Source organism: Streptomyces sp. NPDC029216 (assembly GCF_040648015.1).
Lineage (GTDB): Bacteria > Actinomycetota > Actinomycetes > Streptomycetales > Streptomycetaceae > Streptomyces.
On sequence record NZ_JBEZWL010000043.1, the window covers coordinates 1 to 21,150 of the forward strand.

The window sequence follows — 21,150 nt, forward strand, 5'->3', positions numbered from 1 at the left end:
GGCTCCACACCTACAATCACCACCGAGGACACACCGCGCTCGCAGGCAAACCACCCGCCAGCCGCGTCCCCAACCTCACTGGGCAATACACCTAGATCCAGGGTCCGACTGCCACCGGCAGGGCCGTGGCAAGGCGCCGCAGCGTCGTGCCGGTCGCGGCGTCGACTCCGCGGTGCGCGCGACTCCCCCGGAGTCCGAGAACGCCAGATCCAGCCGCCGGCAAACGTGGGGTTCGGAGCGGACGGCGACGCGGGGGTCGTCGCGTCCGCCCCGGGCTTGTGTCCCGCCGTCTACGCGGCGGGGGCGAGTTGGGTTTGGCCGAACAGCAGGGCCCAGTCGGTGGGGAGCCGGTGGAGGATGCGGGTGATCAGGTCGGGGCCGGCGTGGGCCGTGACGGCGGCGAGGACGGAGCCGGTGTCCCAGCGGGTGGTGGCCAGGGAGGCGCCGGAGCGGGCGGCGAGGTCCTTGACGAAGGCCCAGCCGGTCAGCGGCTGGGGGTCGGGGATCTGGGCGGTCATAACGCGGGCGGCTTCCAGGGGGAGGCAGGCGGCCAGGTCGACGCGTTCGTCCCCGGTCAGCTGACGCCCGAGCCCCGCGAGGACCAGGTGGACGGCTTCGTCGGCCCGCTCGCGGGTGGGGTAGACGCCCTCGTAGCGGACCTTCTCCAGCATCTGCTCGTACGCCGTCGAGTACGGCTGCCGGTGCCCAAGCGATACGCGGGGGTCGGAGATCAATGCGGTGGATGCCTTTCACGAGTCATGGGGTGCCGGGTACCGCACCCCCGTATGGGTCAGGTGGGCTGGTGGGGGCCGGCCGAAGAGGAGGTCGGGGCCGGCGGTGAGCTGGGGCAGGATCCGCCCCGGCTCCTCCTCGCCTACCGTGTCGGCGGTGGTGGGCGGCACGGTGCTGACGTACCGGGTCGCGGTCTTCCCGGTGCTGTGCCCTCTGTCCGCAGCCCTCCATCCGCACGGCGGCCGCGCGGACGAACCGCTCCGGGGGCAGTGGCTCGGCGTCTTGCGGCCGGGTCGAGCAGGATCAGGGCGAAGCCCTGCGGCAGGCGTGCCGCAGGGCCGGGTGCGGACCTCGCCGCCAGGTGGGCGCCGAGCAGCAGGGCGGGCATCACACGGGAGGCCGCGCGCCCGGTCTCGTCCCGCGGTGTCGTATCGGCCGTACTGCTTCACGTGGTCGAGGAACGCTTCGTGTCGCAAGGCCATCGGCCGCGCCCCTGTGCCTCGTCGGGCTGTCGGCGCGGGTGCGGAGGGCGGGGAGGGGGAGGGCAGGTGTCCGTCCTCCGCACCGGTCCGGGCCGGCGTCAGCCGGAGATCTCCTTGCGGCCGGAGCCGACGCCGATGGAGATCTTGCGCGGCTTGGCGCGCTCGGCGATCGGGATGCGCAGGGTGAGCACACCGGCGTCGTAGTCGGCCTGGATCCGCTCGGTGTCGAGGGTGTCGGCGAGCATGATCTGGCGGGAGAAGACGCCCAGCGGCCGCTCGGACAGCTCCACCTTCACGTCGTCGGACTTCGCCACCGGCCGCCGCTCGGCCTTGACGGTCAGCATGTTCCGTTCGACGTCGATGTCGATCGCGTCCGCGGTCACGCCGGGGATGTCGAAGGCCACCACGTACTCGCCGCCCTCGCGGTAGGCGTCCATCGGCATCACCGACGGCTTCGACCAGGTGCCCGGGCCCATCAGCTGCTGTGCCATCCGGTCCAGCTCACGGAAGGGGTCAGTGCGCATCAACATCGTGAAACACCTCCAGCGGATTCGAGCGGTTGCTGCCAATGCGCTGCACTGGCCCTGTTGTAACATGTCGTCCAATGGATGACAAACATGGTGTCGTCTACGCGATGACCGACTGAGGGAGGTAGTCGTGACCGCAGCCGATCAGCCGTCCATGACCAGTACCGACGCCCACAGCCCGGCGTCCTTCCTCGCCGCCGCGGCGGCTCTTGCCGCCATGGACGACGCCCTGCGCGACGCCCATCACGAGACCCCCGACGCCGCCGGGCCCGGTCCCGAGCAGGCGCTGGCCTCGCTGATGCCGCTGAGGCAGGTGCGCGAGCAGCTCGCCGGGTGGGAGACCGGCCTGATCGAAACCGCCCGGGACGCGGGCGCCAGCTGGGCCGACCTCGCCGGCCCCCTCGGCGTCGCCAGCCGCCAGGCCGCCGAACGCCGCTACCTGCGCGGCCGCCCCGGAGCCGTCGGCACCACCGGCGAGCAGCGCGTGACGGCCACCCGCCAGGCCAGGGCCGCCGAACGCGCCACGCCACCTGGGCCCGTGCCAACGCCGCCGACCTGCGCCGCCTCGCCGGACAGGTCACCGCGCTCGCCCACCTCGCGCCCGAAGCGCGCCCGGCCCAGGCCGCCCTGCACGCCGCCCTCGGCGCCGCCGACGCCGCCGAGCTCGTCGCCCCCCTGACCGGCATGCGTCCCTACCTCGATGCCCGCCACCCCGAGCCACCTCACGCGGGTGCGGTCCGGCTCGCCCCGGCCCGAGTCCACATCCAAGTCCAAGTCCAAGCCGTAGTCCGTTCATGACGTTCCCAGAGAAGGAGACCCGCATGGGCAGCAGTGTCGAGACGCTCGAATTCCAGGCCGAGACCCGCCAGTTGCTCCGACTGGTGATTCACTCGATCTACTCGAACAAGGACATCTTCCTGCGCGAGCTGGTCTCGAACGCCTCCGACGCCCTGGACAAGCTGCGGCTGGAATCGCTGACCGACTCAAACCTCGCCGGCATCGACGCCAGCGACCTGCACATCTGGCTTGAGGTCGACAAGGACGCCCGCACGCTGACCGTCCGTGACAACGGGATCGGCATGAGCCGGGACGATCTCGTGGAGCTGATCGGCACGATCGCCAAGTCCGGCACCGCCGGCCTGCTGGAGAAGATCAAGGAGTCCAAGGACGCAGCCACCGCCGAGAGCCTGATCGGGCAGTTCGGCGTCGGCTTCTACTCGGCGTTCATGGTTGCCGACAAGGTCACCCTGCGCACCCGGCGGGCCGGCACCGACTCCGGCACCCAGTGGGAGTCCGACGGCGAGGGCACCTACGAGCTCCAGGCCGTCGACGGCCTGCCCGTGGGCACCTCGGTCACGCTGCACCTCAAGCCCGCCGACAGCGAGGACGGGCTCGCCGACTACCTCTCCGAATCGAAGATCCGCCAGATCGTCAAGCGGTACTCGGACTTCATCCGCTGGCCGATCCGGATGGCCACCGAGCGCACCGGCGCCGAGGGCGAGACCACCAGCGACATCGACACCCTCAACTCGATGAAGGCGCTGTGGGCCCGGCCGCGCAGCGAGGTGACCGAGGAGGAGTACAACGACTTCTACCGGCAGATAAGCCACGACTGGCTGGCGCCCGCCGAGACGATCCACATGCGCGCCGAGGGCACCTTCGAGTACGAGGCGCTGCTGTTCATCCCCTCGCAGGCACCTTTCGACCTGTTCTCCCGCGAGACCAAGTCCGGCGTGCAGCTGTACGTCAAGCGGGTGTTCATCATGGACGACTGCGAAGCGCTCATGCCCGACTACCTGCGCTTCGTCAAGGGTGTCGTGGACGCCCACGACCTGTCGCTGAACGTCTCCCGCGAGATCCTCCAGCACGACCGGCAGATCCGCGGCGTACGCCGGCGCCTGGTCAAGAAGGTCCTCGGCGCCCTCAAGGACATGCAGTCCAAGGACGCCGAGCGCTACGCGAAGGTGTGGGCCCAGTTCGGCCGGGCGCTGAAGGAAGGCTTGGTCGAGGACACGGACAACACCGAGACCCTGCTGGAGCTGGTGTCGGCCGCCTCCACGCACGACCCGGAGAAGACCACCACGCTGCGCGAGTACGTCGAGCGCATGAAGGACGGCCAGGACACCATCTACTACCTGACTGGCGAGACCCGCGCGATGGTGGAGAACTCCCCGCACATGGAGGCCTTCACCGCCAAGGGGTACGAGGTCCTGATCCTCACCGACCCCATCGACGAGGTGTGGGTGGACCGGGTCCCGGCCTTCGACGGCCACCGTCTGCAGTCCATCGCCAAGGGGCAGGTCGATCTCGACGAGTCCGCCGACGGCGACCAGGAGGCCGACGCCGAGAAGGCCCAGCGCGAGCAGGACTTCGCCGCGCTGCTGCCGTGGCTGACCACCACCCTGTCCGAGCAGGTCAAGCAGGTCCGCCTGTCGTCGCGCCTGACGACCTCGGCGGCGTGCATCGTCGGCGACGCCCACGACGTGACGCCGACCCTGGAGAAGATGTACCGGGCGATGGGGCAGCAGATGCCCCCGGTCAAGCGGATCCTGGAACTCAACCCCGCGCACCCGCTCATCACGGCCCTGCGCACGGCACACGAGGCGGACGCCAACGACCCCGCCCTGGCGGAGACCGCCGAGCTGGTGTACGGCAGCGCGCTGCTCGCCGAAGGCGGCGACCTGCCCGACCCGGCCCGCTTCACCCGCCTGCTCACCGACCGCCTGACCCGCGCCCTGTAACCCCGGGCGCGGCCGGCCTGTCCCGGCACCCCCGTACGGGGTGCCGGGACGGTCTTCTCCGGCCCCGCTGCGACGATTTCGCGTCCGGCCCGGGAGGAACGATGTGAAGTGGCCCCATGCATGCGGCGGCCCCGCCCGCTCCAGATTTGATCCGGTGCGAGCGGGGCCAGTGACGTTCGGGGTTACTGGTTGGTGGTGGCGGTGAGGTCGGTCTGGCTGGTGAGAGTGCCCGGGATCTGGCGCCAGTAGGTCCAGGAGCCCGTCGTGGTGTCGAGAACGGTGTTCAGGACCTTGCCGTCCGCGCTGACTGCATAGACGTGGACGGCGTTCGCCGCAGGGGCGCTGGTGATGCGGGTCAGGCCAATACCGCCGATCTTGGTCCAGGCCGGCTTCCAGGCGCCGGCGAGGTAGTCGCCGCTCTGGGCGTGGAGGGCGCCGTCTGCGCCGATGACCTGGACGTGGACGGTGTGGTTGACGGTAGAGACGGCGAGGTCGCTGGCGCCGGTGTCCAGCTTGACGCTCTGGGTGAAGAGGGTGCTGTTGGACGCGGCGGCCAGAGTCACCTTCGAGGGGGCCACGGCCACCGCGGCGGCGACGTCAGAGGCTCCGGCAAGGCCGCCCGCAACCTCCGCGAAGGCGCTCCAGGCACCGTTCGTGGTGTTCATCGACGCGTTGCTGATCCTGCCGTTGGCGCCGACGGCGTAGAGCTCGACGGTGTTGCCGGAGGAAATGCTGCTGATGCGGGTCAGGCCAGTGCCGCCGGCTTTGGTCCACGCGTCGTTCCATGGCACTACTCGAGGCGCTTACGGGGTGCCACGTATCACCCGCGAGCTGCGGGAAACCGGTCCGGTGGTGAACCACAAGCGGGTCGCGCGGCTGATGCGCATGGCCGGGATCACCGGCCGTCATCTGCGGAAGGGGAAGCGGACGACGGTTCAGGACGCGCGGGCGCCGAAGGCTCCGGATCTACTGGAGCGGGACTTCACCGCACCCGGGACGGACGTGCGCTGGTGCGGCGACATCACCTATCTGCCTGTCGGGAAGGACTGGATGTATCTGGCGACCGTCATCGATATCCACTCGCGACGGGTCGTGGGCTGGTCGATGGCCGAGCACATGCGCACTGACCTGGTCGTCGACGCCCTGGAGGCGGCCGTGGCCACCCGTGGCAGATCCGTCGAAGGCGTCATTTTCCACTCGGATCGCGGGACGCAGTACACGTCTGCCGCGTTCGCCGCGGCCTGCCGCAACCACGGCATACGTCGATCCATGGGCCGTGTCGGATCGAGTTACGACAATGCGATGGCGGAATCGTTCTTCGCCAGCATCAAGCGGGAACTGCTGCACGGAGAACGATGGTTGACGCCTTGCTCACCGGACCCGGCTGGTCTGGTAGTTCCCTGCCGTCCCGACCGCGTCAGGGCTGCTTTCCGCCCTCCCAGGCGTTCCCCGGATCGGACTGCCCTCGGCTTCTACCTGGCCGCTGCGACGGCCTGGCGGTGGAGGTCTCTCACCTTCACTCGATTGCGTGACGCTTCGTGGCGCACCTTCTTGTCGTAGTGGGCCCGCGACGCCGGGTCGCCCAGGGTTGCGAACGCGGAGAGGACGAAGAGCCGTTTGAGCTGCTTGTTTCCCCTCCGACTCGCCGGAACACCAGCCCGCACGGCCGGTCTCCCGACATCCCAGAGCGCCCGGTGCCCTTTCGCCGGCACCATGCCCCTCCAGGCCACGGACCGCCGTACGCCCGCGCAGCAAGCGCCGTGACCAGGAGAGCAGCCCCCAGCCACCATCGGCGACCAGACGGCCGCGGCCCCAGTGGCCGCGGCCGGAGCGGGTCAGGCCAGGACGGTCTCGCCCAGCAGGCGGGCCGTGTCGGCGACGAGCTTGCTGTCGTTCGGCCCCTGCGGTGCCGACGGCCTGGTCGTCAGGACCGCCATCACCACCGGCACGCCGGCCGGGCTCCAGACCACGCCCACGTCGTTGGCGACGCCGTAGGCGTTGCCGCCGCCGGTCTTGTCGGCCAGGGTCCAGCCGGGCAGGCCCTCCTTGAACCGCTGGGTGTTGGTGGTGTTGGCGAGCAGCCAGCCGGTGAGCCGGTCCCTGTCCCCGCGGGGCAGCGCGTCGCCGAGCACCAGCCGGGCGTAGGTCTCGCCGATGGCGCGCGGGCTGGTGGTGTCCTCGGTGCGCCAAGGTTCGGCGGAGTTCAGGGCGGGTTCCCAGCGGTCGAGGCGGGTGACGCGGTCGCCGAGGGACCGGGCGAAGCGGGTGATCCCGGTCGGCCCGCCCAGCTCGCGCAGGAGCAGGTTGCCCGCGAGGTTGTCGCTCTGGCTCACCGCGGCCGCGCACAGGGCCTCGACCGTCATCCCGTCGGCCACGTGGTCCTTGGTGACCGGGGTCCATTCGGCAGCCCTGACCTCGTCCGCGGTGTAGTGGATCCGGCGGGCCAGGAACTCCCCGTCGCGGTCGAGGTCCCGCAGGACGGCCGCCGCGGCCAGCGGCTTGAACACCGAGCAGACCGGGAAGAGCTCCTGCGCCCGGTGGACCACCGTCCGGCCGGTGGCCAGGTTGCGGGCGTAGACGCCGACGCGGGCGCCGTGCTCGCGTTCCATGTCCCGCAGTCGGCGCAGGGTGCCCGGGTCCGCGCCCGGCCGGGTGTCTGCGTACGCCGGAGCGCCGGCGCCGAGGCCGAGGGCGGCCAGGCCCCCGGTGGCGAGGGTCAGGACCGTACGCCGGGACGGACGGCTTGCCACGCGCTTCACATCGTCTCCTCATCGTTGATCATCACTATGGGAGGAAACACGCGAACCACCTCAGGATGGTTGCGTCGACCCGTCCACCGGCCGGTCGCCCCAGCCGGCCGCGCCGATCAGGTCGTACCAGTCGGGCAGCGTGCCGGCCGGCAGGTGGCGGCGCAGCAGCTGGCCGGGGAAGCTCAGCGGGCCGGCCTTGGCGGGATCATCCAGCGCCTGCCGGACGATCACGTCCGTCATGGCGTAGGCGAGGTCGGCGCGGGGGAACGCGGTGTGCACGCGGTCGGCGAACCCCTCGGGCAGGAGCTCCTTTCCGCGCCCCAGCACGTCCACGGTGATGCCGGCATGGGCCAGTGCGATCTCCGGGCCCTTGCGGGAGGCGATGCCCTCCGACGTGTGCAGGGCGATGGCGTCCCACACCACCGTCACGGCCTCCTCGTCGGCGCCCTGTTCGCGAAGGAAGCGGGCCGCCAGGTCCGCGCCGTCCACCTCGAACCGCTGGTGGCCGTTGCCCTGTTCCGACAACCCCAGGTCGTGGAGGACACAGCCCAGGAACACCAGCTCGTCGTCGAAGTCCGCTCCGGCCTTCATGCCGTCGTGGTCCGCGAGCGCCCGGGCGAAGAGGTAGCTGCGCACGCTGTGGCGGAAGATGACCGCGGGCTCCGCTTCCTCGGCGTAGCGCAGGGCGCGGGTGGCCAACTCCGTCCGGGGCAGGTCGAACGCGTCATAAGCGGATGTCAGCGTGAGAGCCATCGCGGCAACTCCTCGTGTGTACGGAAGGGGAACCACTCGATCGTGCGGCCCCGCGCGCCGCCCGGCGAGTGGCCGCAATGCCGTCATGCGCTAAATTCTGGCCATGACTCTCGAAGTGGTGGCGGTGCTCGCGCTCGACGGTGTCCTCCCCTTCGAACTGGCCATCCCCGGCCAGGTCTTCGGCACGGCGAACGAGGCGGCCGACAGCGTGCACTACGAGATCCGGGTCTGTGCTCCCGGCCGCAGCGCGACGACCTCCCCCGAGCACGGTGCCTTCCGGATCGACACCCCGTACGGTCTCGAGGGCCTCGTGGGCGCCCATACCGTCGTCATCCCCGCCCATGCCGGCTTCCCGGCGCCGCCGCCCTCGGCCGTCACCGATGCGCTGGTGCGGGCGGCGGCGCAGGGAGCGCGTCTGGCCTCGGTGTGCGTCGGCGCCTTCACACTGGCCGCCACGGGCCTGCTGGACGGGTACCGCGCCACCACCCACTGGCAGTACGCCGACGAGTTCGCCCGCCGCTATCCGCGCGTCGACGTCGATCCCGCCGTCCTGTTCGTCGATCACGGCCATCTGGTCACGTCGGCCGGGGTGGCCGCAGGGCTCGACCTGTGCCTCCATCTGGTACGCCGTGACCTCGGCGCGGCGCTCGCCGCCGCCACCGCCCGCCGTATCGTCATGCCTCTCCAACGCGACGGGGGCCAGGCCCAATACATCGAACGGCCCGCGGCCCCGGCCGATCTCAGCGCCCTACAGCCCGTCATGCGCTGGATGGAAAGCCGCCTCGAGCGGCCGCTCACCCTCGCCGACATCGCCGACCACGCCAGGATCAGCGTCCGCACGCTCAACCGCCGGTTCCGTGCGCAGACCGGAACCACTCCGCTGCAGTGGCTCCTGCACGCCCGCATCCACCGGGCCCGGCAGCTGCTGGAGACCACCGACCTGCCCATCACGCTGCTCGCCGACCGGACGGGATTCGGCTCACCGGCGACCCTGCGCCACCACTTCACCCGCCACACCGGCACCTCTCCCTACGCCTACCGGGCCGCCTTCCGGCAGCAGGAGCCCGCCGACAGGCGCTGAGGGGTCCTTCCTCGGGTGGAGAGGCCTCCCCTGTCGTGGCGCCCCACCTGAACATGTCGGGGGCGGTCTCAGGGCGCGCGGCGGGGGCGGGCAGGGCCTGGCTGCCGTCGTGCTCTTGGTCCTCGGTCTGCCGGGCGAGGAACCGGGCGTAGCCGCGGTCTGCGCGGGCGAGCAGCGCCGGGGAGGGAACGCCGTACCGGGGCGCGGGACCGGTGGTGCCGGTCGTGCGTGCGCGCATGAGGTACCGCCTTGGCCGGCCATCGTGGCGGGCGTGCCGATCCGGGTGCGCAGGACCCGCTCCTCGATGAGGACGACGAAGCGGTGGTCGCCCTCGTAGAGGAAGCGGGAGCGGGCCAGCCGTGCGGCGACGGCCTCGGGGAGGTCGTCGGGGGTGCCCTGGAAGTCGGTGACGGAGCGCATCAGGGCTTCGGCGTAGTCGGCGGTCTGGAAGAAGCCAGGGATGAGGTTGGAGACGTACGCGCGGCAGGTGCGGGCGGCGGCATTGCGGGCGAGAACGTCTTCCTGGGCGCGGCGCATCCCGGCGCTGTGCTGGCGGCGCCACTCCATGTACATCGACTCCACCGCGCGAGCGGTGGCCACCAGGTCCGCCGCTTGCTCCTCGGCATTGCAGGCCGTGCACCAGGCGCGGATGTCGGCGTCGCAGGGCGCGGCCTTGGCGCCGAGGATCCGGGAGGTCTTGGCCTTGTCCCAGCCGCAGCGGCGGGAGAGCTCACGCCCGTTGATCCCGGCGTCCCGCATGAGGTGGCCCAGGCGCACCGCGAGGGCCTCGCGGGCAGCCTGGGCGCTGGACGACGGGGAGACCGGCATGGGGCGGGGGTGTCCTGTGGGCGTGGAGGGTCAGGGGGTGTACGTGGCGTGCGGGATGGCGTGCTCCCACACCTTCTCGAACGCGGTGCGGCACAGCGCGGCCGCGGCCGGGTCGGTGGTGCGCTCCCTGCCGTCCTTCGCCCAGTCGCCGGCACCGGTGAAGTGGTGGAACTGCACCACCGTGTCGTCCAGGAGCCAGAAGTCGTTCCCGGGCAGCGCGATGGTGCTCGCCTCGCGGCGGGGCAGCCAGCGGACCTGCTCGCCGGCCTCGAGGTTGAGCGGCGTGATGGCGTGCTCGTAGCGGATGTAGTCGGTGACCGGCTCGGAGACGATCCGGGCGCGGCGCATCACGACCCCGCGGCCCACCGCCTCCCGCACAAGGGGCATCCACTGCGGCCAGAACGAGCGGGCCGGGTCCAGGTTCGGGGTGCCGGTCCGCAGGAAGGCCGTGAAGTCGTCGGCTTCGTCGCCGACGGCGTAGCTGTCGCGCATCTCCAGATGGACGGCCGTGCGCTTGGTGGTGGCCAGGAGCTCAGCGAACGTCGCGCCGTGCAGCGCTAGCGCGTTCAGCGGCCGCACGCCTCCCTCAGGATCGGCATCATCCGGGCCGGGATGCGGATCACCCGCTCGTGCGCGGGGATGCCCGTTTTGTGGTCGGCCACCCACTCGGTGGAGCCGACCAGGGCGGTGAGGAACTCGTCGGCCTCCTCGCCCTGCAGGACGAGATCTGCGGACTCCTCTTCGACCCACACCGTCGGTGGGCCCTCACGTCCGGTATTCGGGTCCACCCCGACAATCCGTAACTCCATGGCGGACTCCCCTGTCGAGCTGATTGCGGATGGTTGCGCACAACGACCGTCCCGCGTGGCGGCATAGGCGGTCAAGAGCATGGCTCCGGTGTACGGGCTGGCGAGGCGACCTCGGCCGGCTCCGGACCGCCGCGTCCCAGACGGTGCGGCCACGACCTTGAAAGGCGTCCCGTCCTGCGGCCCGGACGCCGGGCAAGCCCTCCGAGCCGAGGGCTTGCCCAGCGGGGCCCGTGACCGCCCGAGATCGCCCATGCCGTCGCGGGCCTCGGCTCCTTCTCCGTCTACCCGAGTTCACCGCGACGGAGGGCGTCCCTTGTCTCGCTGAGTTTCGCGGTCGTTGCCGGGGTCCGCTCCTGTGCTTGTTCAGCGAGTCGGAGGGCGTCGTCGATCTCGCTGAGCTTCCTGGAGGACAGGACGGCCGCCCGCTCTATCAGGTCGTCCCGGGACACGGTGGTCAGCCACGTGCACGGGGTGAAGCCTGGACGCGGGAACGCGAGCCGCAGCACGCCTTCGAGCGGCAGCCCTTCACCGGCGCCGACCGTCACTTCGATGCCCAGACCGCTGATGTCGAGGCCCGCCGGAGCGACGACCTGCATCACCTGGAACCCGGACGCGTCGTCTCCTGACAGCAGTACGACCAACCTCCGCTCGTCGAACTGGACCCACCAGACTTCGCCACGTTGCACAAGCCCTCCGATACACAGGACGGCAGGCAGACGCTGCGCGACCTGACGCGGTGTGGAGACGGGTGCGGCCACCGTTGATCATCGGTGTGTGAAGACAAACGATCATGCGGTGGCCGCAGGTCACAGCGTAGACCCTGCCTGCCGGCAGGAGGCGTTCGAGGGCCTGATGAGCCGGATGGCGGGACGCTTCACACGGGTCGAATCCCGACGCCGGGCCCGGAAGTTGGTACTCGGCCTGTTGTCGGACCTGCCGCGCAAGAACTGCTGGACCATCGCCGAGTGGGCCGGGGACAGGACCCCGGACGGCATGCAGCACCTGCTCGGGAGGGCGGCTCGGTCGCTTCCAGCGGCCGGCCCTGGCCAGCCGGGTGTTCGGGGCCGATCCCGTCGACGGTGCCGTCCGGCGGATCTGCACGGTTCTGGCCGACTGGGGCTATCGCCGTGACGCCGACAAGCTGGCTGCAGGGATCTGCCAGACGCTGCTGCCGAACCGCAGTCCGCTGCTGGAGGACCTGTCCACCGAGGCCCTGGCCGCATTGCGCGTTCATCCGGCGATGAGCGGACAGTGGGGCAAGGATTTCTACGGCCTCCAGCGGGCGGTCGCGGCACTCGGCCACGCGGACCCGCCACCGTCACGGCACGAGGCTGGACCGGCCACGATGGAGGGCGTCCCGGCTGCCTGGGCGGCTTCGGTCGAGCACTGGTACGCGACATCGACGCTGACTCCGAAGATCCGCAGCGGCTATCGCAGCGTGCTCGCCGAGATCGGCCGCTGGCTGGCCGCCGAACACTCCGAGATCACCGAGCCCGGCCAGTGGACCCGACAGACGTGCGCGTCCTGGGTCGCAGCCGTGGACCGCATGACCGTCGGCGACTTCTCCCAGTGGACCCATGGCATGCGATCGCAGAACCGTCTGGGAAAACCGCTCACGCCGCAGACGAAGTCCGGCTATCTCAAAGTGCCGCGCGCCTTCTTCCGTGACCTGCACGAATGGGAACTGATCCTGCGCAGGTTCGACGCCGCCCATGCCCTGAGAACGCCACGAAGCGTCCGAGCCCTGATGGACCCGGACCCGCAGGTGATCGCCGATGGCATCTGGGCCAAGCTGCTCTGGGCGGGCCTGAACATCGAGTCCGGCGACCTGCCGACCGCGGACGGCCGCACCTGTCCCGTCGAGCTGATCCGGGCCATCACGCTGACCTGGCTCTTCGCCGGCCAACGCAGCGACGAGATCGCCCGCCTCCGGGTGGGCTGCATCCGCTGGCAGTACGACGGCCTGCCCATCCCGGAGACTCCGGAGAGGTTCTCGCTCGCGACGCCGTCTGCCTGCTGGACGTGCCGACGCACAAGACAGGTACCGCGTTCACCAAGCCCGTCGATCCCCTCCTGGGCCAGGCCATCGAAGCGTGGCAGGCCGTCAGACCCGCTCAGCCGCCGATGCTCGACCGCAAGACCAACGAGTGCGCCGACTTCTTGTTCGCCCACCGCGCTCGCCGGGTCGCCAAGCACTACATCAACACAGCGATCATCCCGATGCTCTGCCGCAAGGCCGGCGTCCCCGACGCCGATGTCCGCGGCAACATCACCAGCCACCGGGGCCGGTCCACGATCGCCAGCCAGCTCTACAACGCCAAGGAGCCCATGACCCTCTTCGAGCTGCAGGAATGGCTCGGCCACCGAACTCCTGAGGCGACCACGCACTACGCGAAGCTCACCCCGAACACCCTAGCCAGGGCCTACAACGACGTCGGCTACTTCGCCAGAAACGTACGCACCATCGAAGTCCTCGCCGACCGCGACGCGGTCACCTCCGGCGCCGCCGCCAGCGGCGAACCCTGGCAGTACTACGACCTCGGCCACGGCTGGTGCACCTACACCTTTTTCGAGCAGTGCCAGCACCGCACGGCCTGCGCACGCTGCGACTTCTACACCCCGAAGGAATCCAGCAAGGGCCAACTGCTGCTGCCGGTCATCGACCTCACCACCCGCACGCGATCTTGCCGACCCGGTGAGCCGTGCTGGGGACACCTCGAACACTATCCAGGTGTGGGCCAACACGAGAAGATGCCAGAGTCACCGTCGTGACCTTGATGAACGTGCTCGTCGACTTCGCCCGGACCGGCCGTATCGGCCCGCTTCACTGCGGCATGCCTCTGACCCCAGGCCGAGGATCTCCTCGGGCCAGGACGCCGGCACCCCGCCATCCGGATGAGACCGGACATTGACGGCTACCCCCACGCCTGGGTTGGAGGTGCTCGCGCCGGACTACCAGCGGCTGGGGGGCGTGCTGGAGGCGGAGGCGGGCGGGTCCGGGCTGCGGGCGCGGGAGTTGGCCGGGCGGCTGGGCCTCGAAGCGGTGCCGGCGAAGGTCGAGGGGGTGCGGTCGAAGGGGAAGCGGCTGGTGGAGCGGGGCTGGCTGGCCGAGGAGCGGCCCGGGGTGTTCACGCCGAGCCGGCTGCCGGGTGACGTTTCGGCTCCGGTGGTGGGCGAGGCGGCGTCCCATGAGCGTGGTCATCGACCACAGGACGGCCGCTTCGCTGCTTTCGGGCCGGGTCTCGTAGTCCCGGGCAAGGCGCAGCGAGCGCATCAGCCGGCTCAGCGTCCTCTCCCCCACCCACCTGCGTGGAAGCACCACGAACCCGCTCATGTCGTCGGTGCGATTGACGATCTGAAGGGTGAGCTGCCCTGGACGTCCCCTTGACCCGCACTTCCTTTCGTACGACCGTCTCCAATGGTGCGACGCCAGGGGAGAAGGCCGGATTCCGGGGTTATGTGGACGTCCGGGTCCGTCAGACGAGGTGGATCGTGAAGCGCCGCACGACCTTGGGGGTTGTGGCGATCGTGTCGGAGTGGACCCAGCCGCGAGCCTTCTTGTACTCCCCGGTGCCGCCAGTGATCGCGTTGTCGAAGGGACCCTGGTCGAGGTAGTTGAAGTAGATTCCCTGCACGGTGAGCTGGCCGCCCGGGAGGGTGTAGGTCACGACGCACTGCTCCGCTTCATCGGCGCCGCCCCGGGTGGTGGTGCAGGCGCCGTGGGTCTCGCCGACCTTGTTGTGCGCCTCGTCGAAGAGGTCCGAGCGGACGACGACTTGATCGCCCTGCGAGACGCTGCCGGGGGTGACGGGGAAGCGGGTCAGCTGCTGCACCTCGGCCAGGAGTGTGATGGTCCGGGCCTTGTCCCCGGCCTGGGCGGAACCGGTGTCCGTCGCGGCGGCCGCGACGGGGGTGCAGGCGAGGAGGGTGACCAGCGTGGCCGTGCCGAGGCAGGCCGCTCTGATGGGGCGCATCATGCGACTCCTGAGGTTGATGTTCGGGAATGACCGGATGGCGAACTTCCATCCGATTCCGTTCGATACCCTTCATAACCCCGACTCCGCCGCGCCGCGGAGCACCCCCGCACGAACCACCGGCACATCCAGCCGGTCGGACCAAAGTCAGGCGGCGGAGCTCGCACGAAGGCGAACGGCAGCTCCAGCACCATGGGTACGCACGGTCCCGGCAGGCTCACGCTGGCGCATTGGCTCTGTTCCCGGGTCGCCGGCGTCGAGACCGGCACTCAGGGTGCTCAAGTGCGGCGGAGGGGCTGCACATGACGCCCTGCGGCTCGGCTGGGCGGCCAATGCTGCGACGGACGGACAGGAATGGTGCACCCCGGGGCGTACGGCGAGCGCATCACCCTGCCCGGGTCAGCCGTCGGCGGTGCCGCCGGTCAGCAGCAGCTCCGCCAAGGGCGTTCGCGCGTGGTGCACCGAACGGCCTGTGCGCGTGGTTGTGAGGAGACCAGCGGCGCGTAGGGCCGAGGCGTGGGCTGAGGCCGTGGCGTTGCTGACGCCGATGCGGCGTGCCAGTCCCGTGGTCGTACGTGCTTCGTCCAGGGAGCGCAGGAGCGCGAGCCGGGTGCGCCCGAGGACTCCCGCGAGGGGCTCGCCCGCCTGGCCGCCCCTTTCCGGGACGAGCGGCAGCCCCCGGCCTGCCGGGTAGGTGAGTACCGTCGGGCGGTCCGGCAGGTGCTGAACGAGCGGGTCGCCACGCCAGTGGAATGTGGGGCGCAGGATCATTCCGCGTCCCCCGAGGTGTATCTCTCGCACACTCCCGGCGCCCGGCCTGGGCCATTCCCAGACTCCGTCGCGCAGCCGTGACCCCGGTGCCAGGCCGGTCAGGGTGGCGCCGAGGCCGTGTTCGGCGACGGCGAGGGCATGGCGGGTGAACTCCGTCCGGTGCAGGTCCTGGACCAGGGGCCAGACCGGCGCGATTACCGTCTCGTGGGCCGCCCGCTGTGCCCGGACGAGTGTCCGCCAGGCGTCGGCGGTCCCGCTGTGCAGGGCGTGGATCCACGGCGGGGCCGGCCGTCGCGCGTACACCTGCTCGATCCCGGCCCGCACGGACTCCGGGTGGGCGGCCCTGATCAGCGCGACGCCCTCGTCCAGCGTGTCGCCGAGGACGTCGAGGAAGGCGGGGGCGAGCCCCTCTGGCGCCAGGTCCGCGAGCGGTTCGACCGCGCTTGGCAGGCTCCGCAGCAGTCTGTTCCGCCAGCGCCCGAACAACAGTTCCTCGTGCGGGGCGCCCAGCATCATCAGGGCAGCGTGCAGCTCGGGTACCGGCGAGGGCCGCGGCGCGAACCGTACCCGGGCGAAATCGTCCGCCGTGAAATGGATCCGGAGCACGCACATCTCCCTGTTCCACGCAAGCCTTTCGGGCCCTGCCGCAAGCTTCGCCCCGGCACCGCGTCCTCTCCCAGGATGCCTTCCATGACCATTCCCTTCACGCCCGGCCGCCGTTTCTTCGCCAAGGGCGCTCTCGCCGGCGCCGCCGCCCTGTTCCTCGCAACGGCCGTCCCCGGCTCCGCCTCGGCTACCGGGCGTTCCGGCGCGCCCCTCCTGCGGCTGCCCGCACCCACCGGCCGTTACTCCGTCGGCGCCCGGGTCCTCCACCTCGTCGACCGCTCCCGCAACGACCCGTGGCAGCCCGAGATCGGCGTACGCGAGCTCATGGTCACCATCCTGCGGCCGGCTGTGCCCGGCCGTGGCTTCCCGCGCTTTCCGCAGCTCACGCCCGGCGCCGCAGGAGAGTTCGCCTTCCTCGCCCACCTGGTCCGTCCGCACCTGCCGGCGACGGGGGTCGACTGGGCGGCAACCCTCACCCATGCCCGGGCCGGGGCCCCGCCGTTGCCCGGCCGGCGCCCCGTGCTGCTCTACAGCCCCGGCGGCGGCGACGCCCGCACGATGGGCAGCTCCCTGGCGATCGACCTCGCCTCATGCGGCTGGACCGTCGTCACCGTTGACCACCCCGGAGACGCGAGCGAGGTGGAGTTCCCCGACGAGCGGCCGGGACGCGACCGGATCCGGACGACCGTGCTGCGCCCGGACATGGACGCGGCGACCTTCCGAACCGTGATCGACACGCGGGTCGCCGACCTCCGCTTCGTCCTCGACACCCTGGGGCTGGACCGGGTCGGGGTCTACGGGCACTCCGCGGGCGGCACCGCGGCCGCGCAGGCGCTCCACGAGGACCGGCGGATCGTCGCCGCCGTCAACCTGGAAGGGTACCTCGACCAGATGGACGGCGAACCGTTGCCGGTGGCCCGGCAAGGGACGGACCGGCCGCTGCTCCTGGCCGGCACCGACGGCTTCCGCGACGCCCGGCTGGACCGGTCCTGGGCAGCCCTCCTCGCACACGCGGGCCCCGTCACCCGGCGGCAACTCGACGACACCGCGCACTGGGTCTTCACCGACTACGCGGCCCTCGTCCCCCAGCTCCACAAGGCCGGCCTGATGACAGCTGCCGGACGCGCCGCCATGGTCGGCCGGGCAGACCCGCGCATCACCGTGCCCGCCGTTCGCGACCTCGTACGGTCGTTCTTCGCTCGTCACCTGCCCGTGTGAGCACGTCCCCTCCCGCTGAGGGTTGGCCGTTCGCCGTGGTGATGTACGCCGGACAGGGTCCGCCTCAGTCGGCACGGCCGTTTTTCCGCTGAACGAATGAGGACCGACATCCGAAGCAGATCGGCGAGGGGGTCACCGGGAAGGGGGCCTTGACCCCGGATTTTGAACACGGCTGTGCGGCTTGGTTCAGGGTAGTTGCTGCTGGTCGGAAGTCGTTCTCGTAGGCGATCGGGGACCGCTGATCAGCGCGCTCGCGGCTGCCGAGCCTGAGTACCGTGCCACCTTCGCGGCTCCAGCCTTGCAGCGGACAAGGCGTCTGGGCGCGGTCACCGTGGTGGGGTGGTCAGCCAGGACTTGATGACCTCGGCCGGCACGGTACGTAGGGGGTGAGGGCCTCGGCGATGGGGGCCGGGGCGGCTGGGTGGAGCTCGGTCCGTAGACGATCTCCCACAGGCCGTCGGAGTGCTCGAGGACGTCCGTCCGTACGTGCTGCGTGAGGGCGCGCAGCTGGCGGCGGAACTCCTCCACGCCGAGACCGGCCCGCTGGGCGAGTACGGGGATGTCTGTGTCCCACAGGTTGAGGCCGAGGATGTCGCCCTCCCCCCTGCTCTGCTCGGCCACGGCCAGGAACACACGCCGGGCCGTCTCGTCCGCGAGGTTCCTGCTGTGTACATACGCGATGGCGTGTTCACTCACGTCGGCGTTCCTTTCAGCGTTGGACGATGCGGCCGGAGGTGTCCCGGCGGCGCCCGTGGAGGGTGTCGAGGAGGTCTGCGAGCACCGACATGGTCTTGGGCTCAGCCCGGGCGATCTGGTCGGTGACGGCTAGTGTCTGAAGGGTCGGCGCCAGCTGGTTGAGCAGCTCCAACGCATCGGGGAGCGTCCGCGCGTAGAACTGCTGGGAGATCTCGCTCCCCTCCAGGTCGAACAGGTAGCAGGGCTCGTGGAGCCGCGCGAAGACGGTGAGGGTCAGCGGGACGTTGTACACCTCTCCGGCTCCGGTCCACGACTCGTAGCCAACAGCTTTGACCGCGTCGTTGAACGACCTTCCCTCTGCCTGCGTCAGCAGATCCTTGATGGTGCGACAGCTCCCTGCGCTGTAGACCCAGCTCTGACGCGGCCCCTCAATGCCGGGCGGCGTGCTGTCAGTCACGACCTTCCCCTTCCTGGTGCTTGTTGTGATCGGCTTTTGTTGTGGGCACGGACCGGGTGTGAGGCCCGGCAGGGTAGCTTCCGATGGGAGCGACCCTTCTTTGGCTCCGAGGTCAGCGGGGTGTCATCCGGGCGTGGAGGAGGGCGGCGCGTGTGAGCTCGCTGCCCTGCTTGTGCTCTTCGTTGAACAGGGTGGTAAGGCCCTTGGGGGCTTTCCAGCGCTCGCGCAGGTTCACCGTGACGCCGAGGTCGCCCAGGAGCGCGTCGACGGCGGCGGCCTCGCTGGGCCGGTCGCCCCACCCGTCGCCCCACCACAGGTGCTCGGTCGGCGTGCACGGCGCAGGATGGACGTGGCCGTCGCTGGTGAGCACCCACAGGGCCGGCCCGCGCGGGGTGTCGCGGTATCCGAGCCGGCGGCCCGGAGCTGGGTCCTTGGGCGCGGGGCGCAGCAGGACGGCGCCGCGGTGGGCGAACTCCGCAGTCTTGGCCGCCCAGGAGTAGACCGCGGTGGCGTCCCATACTTCCTCGGGCTCCGGCCTGCTGAGGTTGAACGAGTCGTACGGCCTGTCATCCGGCTTGGGGAACTTGTCGTACTTTCGCGCCAGCCGGCCGATGCCGTGCCCGGTTCCCCACCCGCATTGGCCGAGAAACCGCTGTTGACGTGCCGACGGTCAACCTCGCTGTGACGGGCCGCCAGCGATTTCCCCCGTCATCGGGCCGCTTGTCGGTACGGTTGGCCCGACCGCCGTACGCGCGAGGGCGGGTGCGGCTGCGAGGACAGGGCAGAGGAGGCCGACGTGACAGAGGTTGTGGCACGCGAGCTGGACGACCGGGTACTGGGACGCCGCTGGACAGTGCGTGTGGACGCCGCCGGCCGCGGCAGTGCCGCGGTGCGCGTCTCGTGCAGCCGCCCGGCCTGTGCCGATCAGCGTCAGCCGTCCGCAGCCGCCGGCCGCGCCGCCGCGGCAGCTCACCTCACGTCCCACCTACAGGCCACGGCCGGCCCTCGGGCCGACGCGTACTGCGCGTGCCGGGCCGACAACTGCCGCACACACCTGCGCCCCACCGGCCGGCATGAACGCGCCCAGCCCTGGCGCTGCGGCGGCGTGGTTGTCCTGGCGGTGGTCACCGATCGGGAACGGCGGGTGTGGCAGGCCATGGAGTGCTGTTCACGCTGCGCGGCCGCCACGCCCGGCGCGAAGGTCATCCTCACAGCCCCGGCTGCCACCGGCCCGGAAACTGCCGAACGCCCTGCATCCTCTCCCACGAGCACCCCGCGGATTTGCGACCCCTCCTCGCCAGTGTCCGGTCTGCGGGAGGTGCCGGCGCCCCGCTCGGCACCTGCGCGACACCGCCTGCCGCAGGCGAAGATCGCGCAACGGGTCATCCCGGACGACCTGCGGCCCGCCGCCTTGCGGGACGAACTCATCGAACTCGGCGACCTCTTCCGCGCCTACCAGCAGCGCGACCAGCCCGACTTGGCGCTGCTCGCCGACCTCCAGGAACGCAAGGCCCGCGCCTTCACCGCCTGGGCCGATGCCACCTGCGAGGGGGTCCTGCGGTGGGAAGCCCGGCGTGCCGAGCAGGCCGCTGTCGCCGCCCGCCTGCAGCACCAGCAGCGCACCGGAGGCATCACCGGCTGCGACGGGCCGACCGTGGCCCGACTGCTGACCGTCCCGACGCAGTGGGACCACGCACGTTCTGTCCTCGCCTACGTAGCCGACCACGCCCCGCTGCCCGGACCGGAAGCACGGCTGCTCGTGCTCATGCTGACCCTGCGCACCGCGCACACCGGCACCGGCAACCTCGTCGGCCAGGACCTCACCGCACTGGGCCTGACCGATCCCGAGGACCTGGTCGAGAAGCTGACCGGCTGCGGCTGGCTGGTGCTTCCGGGCACGGTCGGCGACCTGCTCGCCTCCCGGCCGGAGAACGCCACCCCGATCACCGTTCCCTCCCTGGTACCCGGCGCGGACGGGACGGGGCCGTTCACGTTCGGCAAGAAGATGCGGCCCAAGCTCTCCGGCTGGGCCCAGAGGGTCATCTCGGACAAGAAGCTCCGCAAGGCCAAGGCCACTGCCGGCACCCGGCTCCTCGCCCTGCGCCTGGCTACTCAGACCGAAGCCTCGGGATCCCTCGGCCCTGGTGGACATGGCATCGCCCTGAACGCCCTCGCCGCCTGGGTCCCGGCCGATGGTGGCGAACTGAAGGACCTGGTCGACCAGCTGACCGCAGCGGACTGGCTCACCGACGCCGCCCTCACCGACACCCACCTCACCGGGCAGCTCACCGAACGCGTCCTCCCCCTCACCTGTCCCCTGCCCCCGCCGGCCCAGGCACTCGGCACCCGGTAGGCCGACGGCCACGAGCAGGCAGGCCGGCGGGGCACGGCCAGGCGTGCCGTGGAGGCACCAGGCTGTCTCCACGGGACACGCCGCCACGGTCTCCCGGCCCGCTCGTCAGCCCCGTCGCCACGGAAGACAGGGACCCCTCGTGACGGCGCAGACTCGGCCGCTGTCCGGGGAGTGTTCCTGCGGTCTGCTCCGCCCCGGGATCCGGCCCGCCCCCGGTGTCCGCGGATCCGGAGGAGGCCGGCTCGTCCACAGCCCTCGACGGCCGGCCGTGCGCCCCGCAGCCCGGATGGATTTTCCGCCATTCGGGTGGGCTAGTGGCCGCAGGAACCCACCATCCCGGCAGCAAGCCGGACGTGATCCCGATGAGCAGAA

Annotated in this window: 18 protein-coding genes and 6 pseudogenes; 8 read left to right on the plus strand and 16 right to left on the minus strand. The window is 70.9% G+C overall.

The features are described 5' to 3' along the window. Positions 1–290: 290 nt before the first annotated feature. The 3 genes and pseudogenes from AB0F18_RS17680 to AB0F18_RS17690 all read right to left on the minus strand — a co-directional run bounded on the left by AB0F18_RS17680 (position 291) and on the right by AB0F18_RS17690 (position 1,744). Positions 291–734 (minus strand): DUF2267 domain-containing protein, encoded by a 444-nt coding sequence (locus AB0F18_RS17680; protein ID WP_362061161.1) that lies wholly within the window; start codon positions 732–734, stop codon positions 291–293. Between the two features lie 15 nt (positions 735–749). Next, positions 750–1,214, minus strand: a pseudogene (locus AB0F18_RS17685) (DUF2267 domain-containing protein). Between the two features lie 98 nt (positions 1,215–1,312). Then, positions 1,313–1,744: an Hsp20/alpha crystallin family protein gene (locus AB0F18_RS17690; protein ID WP_362061164.1), complete on the minus strand. Its 432-nt coding sequence runs from the start codon at positions 1,742–1,744 to the stop codon at positions 1,313–1,315. 127 nt (positions 1,745–1,871) lie between these two features. Here AB0F18_RS17690 and AB0F18_RS17695 point away from each other — a divergent pair. Beyond that, positions 1,872–2,539, plus strand: a pseudogene (locus AB0F18_RS17695) (type III effector protein). Positions 2,540–2,562: 23 nt separating this feature from the next. Beyond that, a complete protein-coding gene (htpG, locus tag AB0F18_RS17700) occupies positions 2,563–4,482 on the plus strand; it encodes a molecular chaperone HtpG (protein WP_362061167.1) in 1,920 nt (639 codons plus the stop codon). A gap of 182 nt (positions 4,483–4,664) precedes the next feature. Here htpG and AB0F18_RS17705 read toward each other — a convergent pair whose 3' ends face one another. Further along, on the minus strand, positions 4,665–5,273 hold the full coding sequence (locus AB0F18_RS17705) for a hypothetical protein (protein WP_362061296.1): 609 nt from the start codon (positions 5,271–5,273) through the stop codon (positions 4,665–4,667). A gap of 4 nt (positions 5,274–5,277) precedes the next feature. Here AB0F18_RS17705 and AB0F18_RS17710 point away from each other — a divergent pair. Then, positions 5,278–5,832: pseudogene (locus AB0F18_RS17710) on the plus strand (IS3 family transposase); the annotation flags it as partial. 485 nt (positions 5,833–6,317) lie between these two features. Here AB0F18_RS17710 and bla read toward each other — a convergent pair. Together bla and AB0F18_RS17720 are read right to left on the minus strand one after the other, a co-directional pair. Next, on the minus strand, positions 6,318–7,241 hold the full coding sequence (gene bla / locus AB0F18_RS17715; RefSeq protein WP_362061170.1) for a class A beta-lactamase: 924 nt from the start codon (positions 7,239–7,241) through the stop codon (positions 6,318–6,320). Between the two features lie 51 nt (positions 7,242–7,292). Next, positions 7,293–7,985: an HD domain-containing protein gene (locus AB0F18_RS17720; RefSeq protein ID WP_362061173.1), complete on the minus strand. Its 693-nt coding sequence runs from the start codon at positions 7,983–7,985 to the stop codon at positions 7,293–7,295. Between the two features lie 103 nt (positions 7,986–8,088). On the opposite strand from AB0F18_RS17720, the gene AB0F18_RS17725 reads away from it, so the two are divergent. Continuing rightward, on the plus strand, positions 8,089–9,066 hold the full coding sequence (locus AB0F18_RS17725) for a helix-turn-helix domain-containing protein (protein WP_362061176.1): 978 nt from the start codon (positions 8,089–8,091) through the stop codon (positions 9,064–9,066). On the opposite strand, the gene AB0F18_RS17730 is transcribed toward AB0F18_RS17725, so the two are convergent. The 4 genes and pseudogenes from AB0F18_RS17730 to AB0F18_RS17745 form a co-directional block, all read right to left on the minus strand. Further along, positions 8,965–9,894: a Scr1 family TA system antitoxin-like transcriptional regulator gene (locus AB0F18_RS17730; protein WP_362061178.1), complete on the minus strand. Its 930-nt coding sequence runs from the start codon at positions 9,892–9,894 to the stop codon at positions 8,965–8,967. The genes AB0F18_RS17725 and AB0F18_RS17730 overlap by 102 nt on opposite strands. A 30-nt stretch (positions 9,895–9,924) precedes the next feature. Further along, entirely contained in the window at positions 9,925–10,449 is a 525-nt protein-coding gene (locus AB0F18_RS17735; protein ID WP_362061281.1) for a DUF6879 family protein, read from the minus strand. Continuing rightward, a pseudogene (locus AB0F18_RS17740) lies at positions 10,427–10,703 on the minus strand (hypothetical protein). Before AB0F18_RS17740 ends, AB0F18_RS17735 begins: the two are co-directional and overlap by 23 nt. Before the next feature lie 281 nt (positions 10,704–10,984). Next, on the minus strand, positions 10,985–11,389 hold the full coding sequence (locus tag AB0F18_RS17745; RefSeq protein WP_362061284.1) for a type II toxin-antitoxin system PemK/MazF family toxin: 405 nt from the start codon (positions 11,387–11,389) through the stop codon (positions 10,985–10,987). A 109-nt stretch (positions 11,390–11,498) separates the two neighbouring features. Here AB0F18_RS17745 and AB0F18_RS17750 point away from each other — a divergent pair. Together AB0F18_RS17750 and AB0F18_RS17755 are read left to right on the plus strand one after the other, a co-directional pair. Next, a pseudogene (locus tag AB0F18_RS17750) lies at positions 11,499–11,720 on the plus strand (IS701 family transposase); the annotation flags it as partial. 660 nt (positions 11,721–12,380) lie between these two features. Next, positions 12,381–13,475, plus strand: a complete 1,095-nt coding sequence (locus tag AB0F18_RS17755; protein WP_362061181.1) for a tyrosine-type recombinase/integrase — start codon at positions 12,381–12,383, stop codon at positions 13,473–13,475. Between the two features lie 403 nt (positions 13,476–13,878). On the opposite strand, the pseudogene AB0F18_RS17760 reads toward AB0F18_RS17755, so the two are convergent. The 3 genes and pseudogenes from AB0F18_RS17760 to AB0F18_RS17770 form a co-directional block, all read right to left on the minus strand. Continuing rightward, positions 13,879–14,031 (minus strand): annotated as a pseudogene (locus AB0F18_RS17760) (IS5/IS1182 family transposase); the annotation flags it as partial. A 148-nt stretch (positions 14,032–14,179) separates the two neighbouring features. Continuing rightward, entirely contained in the window at positions 14,180–14,677 is a 498-nt protein-coding gene (locus tag AB0F18_RS17765; RefSeq protein WP_362061184.1) for a hypothetical protein, read from the minus strand. Positions 14,678–15,076: 399 nt separating this feature from the next. Next, complete coding sequence (locus AB0F18_RS17770; RefSeq protein WP_362061187.1) at positions 15,077–16,054, minus strand: winged helix-turn-helix domain-containing protein; 978 nt, start codon at positions 16,052–16,054, stop codon at positions 15,077–15,079. Positions 16,055–16,138: 84 nt separating this feature from the next. On the opposite strand from AB0F18_RS17770, the gene AB0F18_RS17775 reads away from it, so the two are divergent. Further along, the gene (locus tag AB0F18_RS17775) at positions 16,139–17,272 is read left to right on the plus strand and encodes an alpha/beta fold hydrolase (RefSeq protein ID WP_362061190.1); all 1,134 of its coding nucleotides are present in this window, start codon (positions 16,139–16,141) and stop codon (positions 17,270–17,272) included. A gap of 186 nt (positions 17,273–17,458) precedes the next feature. Here AB0F18_RS17775 and AB0F18_RS17780 read toward each other — a convergent pair whose 3' ends face one another. The 3 genes from AB0F18_RS17780 to AB0F18_RS17790 all read right to left on the minus strand — a co-directional run bounded on the left by AB0F18_RS17780 (position 17,459) and on the right by AB0F18_RS17790 (position 18,795). Continuing rightward, a complete protein-coding gene (locus AB0F18_RS17780; protein ID WP_362061193.1) occupies positions 17,459–17,968 on the minus strand; it encodes a hypothetical protein in 510 nt (169 codons plus the stop codon). A 13-nt stretch (positions 17,969–17,981) separates the two neighbouring features. Then, a complete protein-coding gene (locus tag AB0F18_RS17785; protein ID WP_362061196.1) occupies positions 17,982–18,425 on the minus strand; it encodes a hypothetical protein in 444 nt (147 codons plus the stop codon). A 112-nt stretch (positions 18,426–18,537) separates the two neighbouring features. Further along, positions 18,538–18,795: a hypothetical protein gene (locus tag AB0F18_RS17790; protein ID WP_362061199.1), complete on the minus strand. Its 258-nt coding sequence runs from the start codon at positions 18,793–18,795 to the stop codon at positions 18,538–18,540. A gap of 948 nt (positions 18,796–19,743) precedes the next feature. Here AB0F18_RS17790 and AB0F18_RS17795 point away from each other — a divergent pair. Continuing rightward, entirely contained in the window at positions 19,744–20,778 is a 1,035-nt protein-coding gene (locus AB0F18_RS17795; RefSeq protein ID WP_362061202.1) for a hypothetical protein, read from the plus strand. Positions 20,779–21,150 lie beyond the last annotated feature (372 nt).